The sequence below is a fragment of the Brucella sp. 22210 genome (assembly GCF_052045675.1).
In the GTDB taxonomy this organism is placed as follows: Bacteria; Pseudomonadota; Alphaproteobacteria; order Rhizobiales; family Rhizobiaceae; genus Brucella.
This window is the reverse complement of record NZ_JBQEPD010000183.1, coordinates 1-379: the sequence shown is the minus strand read 5'-3', so window position 1 is coordinate 379 and position 379 is coordinate 1. Positions and strand designations below refer to the sequence as shown.

Sequence of the window (379 nt, the reverse complement as noted above, 5' to 3'; positions counted from 1 at the left end):
AGAGGCGACGAACCCTGAGGCCTATATGAATGAACTTAGGCGGTTAGGCTACTGGCCCAATTGATGGATCGGGCGACCGCTCGATTTTTTCTTATGCTTCACTGTAATATTCATTGAGGCATTCTCAATATCGCCTCTGATAGCAAGCGCCATGCCCTGGTCGATACAGATGGCACGGCGTTTCTTGTCGAGCCGCACACTGCCGACATACAGGACCGGGATGCTGGCGGGCCGCTGCTGCAAATGGCGCACCTTTCTTCCCCATCATCAAGCACGTCAGGGCCGACGGCGGCTACAACCATGAACGCGTCACCGAAGCCATCAGCATTGCCGTCGAAATCGTCAAGAAGAACAAAGATCAGATCGGTTTCGCCGTTCT

Annotated in this window: 1 pseudogene; it reads left to right on the top strand. The window is 54.1% G+C overall.

The features are described 5' to 3' along the window. Positions 1–144 precede the first annotated feature (144 nt). Positions 145–379, top strand: a pseudogene (locus tag ACTJKP_RS27250) (transposase); the annotation flags it as partial.